General features: G+C 74.2%; 1 protein-coding gene and 1 pseudogene. Both read left to right on the top strand.

The window, feature by feature from the left end; all coding sequences use genetic code 11:
- Nucleotides 1-2,407 (top strand): ATP-binding domain-containing protein (locus tag G6030_RS08005; protein WP_182642758.1); only part of this gene is annotated, 2,407 nt, incomplete at its 5' end.
- Nucleotides 2,404-2,585 (top strand): annotated as a pseudogene (locus G6030_RS08000) (hypothetical protein); the annotation flags it as partial. The gene G6030_RS08005 and the pseudogene G6030_RS08000, both read left to right, overlap by 4 nt.

Genomic DNA, 2,585 nt, shown 5'->3' with positions numbered 1-2,585 from the left:
CGACGAGGAACAGCGTCACCTCGGTCGTCTCCTCGACCGCCTCGAGGAACTGCGGGCGGACACCCGCGCGCGGCTCGACGCCGTCCTGCGCGCCTCCGGCGGAACGCCGCAGGCCCGGTCGGAGAGGGAGTCGTTCGCCCGGCTCTACTCGTCGGAGCTCGCGGCCTTCAGCGCGGCCAACCTGGGCCTGTATTTCGGCCGCCTGGACATGGGTGACGGGGAGGTCCGGCGGATCGGCCGCGTGGGGCTGCGGGACGACGACGAGGACCTCACGACGCTGCTGTTGGACTGGCGCGCCGACCACAGTCGTCCCTTCTACCTGGCCACGACCGCCCGGCCGGAGGGCGCGCACCGCCGTCGTCACCTCCGCACGATCGGACGTCGGGTGATCGGGATCCACGACGAGTACCTCACGGCGCCGGAGGACGGCGAGCTCCCGCAGGACCACGACGACGTGGTGGGGGAATCGGCCCTGCTGGAGGCACTCGACACCGCGCGGTCCGGGCACATGACGGACATCGTGGCGACCATCCAGCGCGAACAGGACGAGATCATCCGCAATCCCCACGCGGGCGTGCTGGTCGTCCAGGGCGGGCCGGGCACGGGTAAGACCGCGGTCGCCCTGCACCGCGCGGCCTATCTGCTCTACACCCACCGTCAGCGGCTGGACCGTAGCGGCGTGCTCATCGTGGGCCCCAACGCGCGGTTCCTCGACTACATCGCCCGGGTGCTGCCGTCGCTCGGCGAGTCGGGGGTCGTGCTGCGCACCCTCGCCGATCTCTACCCGGGCGTGCGGGCGACCGGCCCCGAGACACTGCGCGGTGAGGAGGTCAAGGGGTCGGGCGAGATGGTCGGCATCCTCAAGGCCGCCGTGCGGGCGCGTCAGCTCGCGCCGCGGACCGAGGTGGTGGTGCGCGTCGAGGGCCACGATCTCACGCTCGCCCCGGCCACGGTGCGGGCGGCGCGGGGGCGGGCGCGGATGACCCGCCGTCCCCACAACCAGGCGCGGGAGGCGTTCGCGACGCGGATCGTCGACGCGCTCACCGAGCAGTACGTGGCCGCCCTGACCGATCCGGTGGGGCGTGCGGAGGACGAGGCGTGGTCGCCGGAGGGCGACGGCGTCGGGGATCTCGGGGATCCGGCCCGGCCGCTGTTGGACGCGGACGACCGCGCGGAGCTGCGGCGCGAGGTGGAGGCCTCCCGGGAGGTCGCGGAGATCGTCGACGAGTGGTGGCCCGTCCTGCGGCCGGAGCAGTTGCTGGCCGATCTGCTCTCGAGCCGCGAGCGGATCGCCGAGGCGGCGGGTGACTACGTCGCGGAGGATCAGGAGGCGCTCTTCCGCCGGGACGGTGCCGCGTTCTCGGTGGCGGACGTGCCGCTGCTCGACGAGCTCGCCGAGCTGCTCGGGGAGGACCCGACCGCGGACGGGAGCGAGGCCGACCGCGCCTGGGCCGAGCAGCTGCGCCAGGCGGAGGAGGCGCTCGAGATCCTCACCGGCTCGGCGGTCCAGGACATCGAGGACGATCTCGATCCCGAGGTGCTCATGGCGTACGACGTGGTCGACGCCGAGGCGCTGGCGCGCCGCCACAGCGCCGATTCGGACCTCACGGTCGCGGACCGTGCGGGGGCCGATCGGACGTGGGCGTTCGGGCACGTCATCGTCGACGAGGCCCAGGAGCTGTCCACCATGGCGTGGCGGGTCATCATGCGCCGCTCCCCCAACCGGTGGATGACCCTCGTCGGGGACGTGGCGCAGACGTCGAGCCCGGCCGGGATCGACTCGTGGCACGACGCCCTGTCGCCGTACGTCGACGACCGGTGGGTCCTGACCGAGCTGACGGTGAACTACCGGACGCCCGAGACGATCTCCGCGGTGGCGGAGCTGCTGCTGGCGGAGATCGATCCCGACGCGGCCTCGCCGCGCCCGGTGCGACCGGGGCGACGTCCGGTGGCGTGGCTGGAACCGGGACCCGACGAGGTCGCGCGGGTCGTGGCGGAGGAGATCAGCGCCGTGCCGTCGGAGCGCGCGGTGGCCGTCCTGGTCCCGGACGACGGCGGGGAGGGTGACGGGCGCGGCCAGGCCGGCGACGGTGCCGGCGACCATGACGGTGACGACGACGAGGGCGCCCCGCCCCGGTACGCCGCCCTGGCCGAGGTCGCGGAAAGGGCCCGGCCGGGGACCTCGGTGCTGCCGTTGGCACTGGCCAAGGGGCTGGAGTTCGACGTGGTCGTGGTGGTGGACCCGGATCGTGTGCTCGCGCGCTCGCCGCAGGGTCTGCAGGATCTCTACGTCGGCACCACCCGCGCCACCCAGGAGCTCGTGCTGGTCCAGCCGGGAGGGTTCGGCCCGCTGCTCGCGGGGATCCGGGACCGCGTGGCCGCCGACGACAGGGAGCTCAGCGCATGAGGCGGGTCCGTGCACGGGTGCTGGCCGTGACGGCGCTCCTCGCGCTGACGGCCACGGCGTCGGCGTGTGGCGAGGCGGCGGACGGAGCCGACGGCGACGGGACGACCACGGCGGCCTCGCCGGAGACCGTCGTGTCGGACACCACGGTCCGCGCCCGGCCGGGGACCGGTGGGCCTCT

This window comes from Dietzia sp. E1, assembly GCF_014145015.1.
In the GTDB taxonomy this organism is placed as follows: Bacteria; Actinomycetota; Actinomycetes; order Mycobacteriales; family Mycobacteriaceae; genus Dietzia; species Dietzia cinnamea_A.
This window is presented reverse-complemented; position numbering and strand designations above follow the sequence as displayed.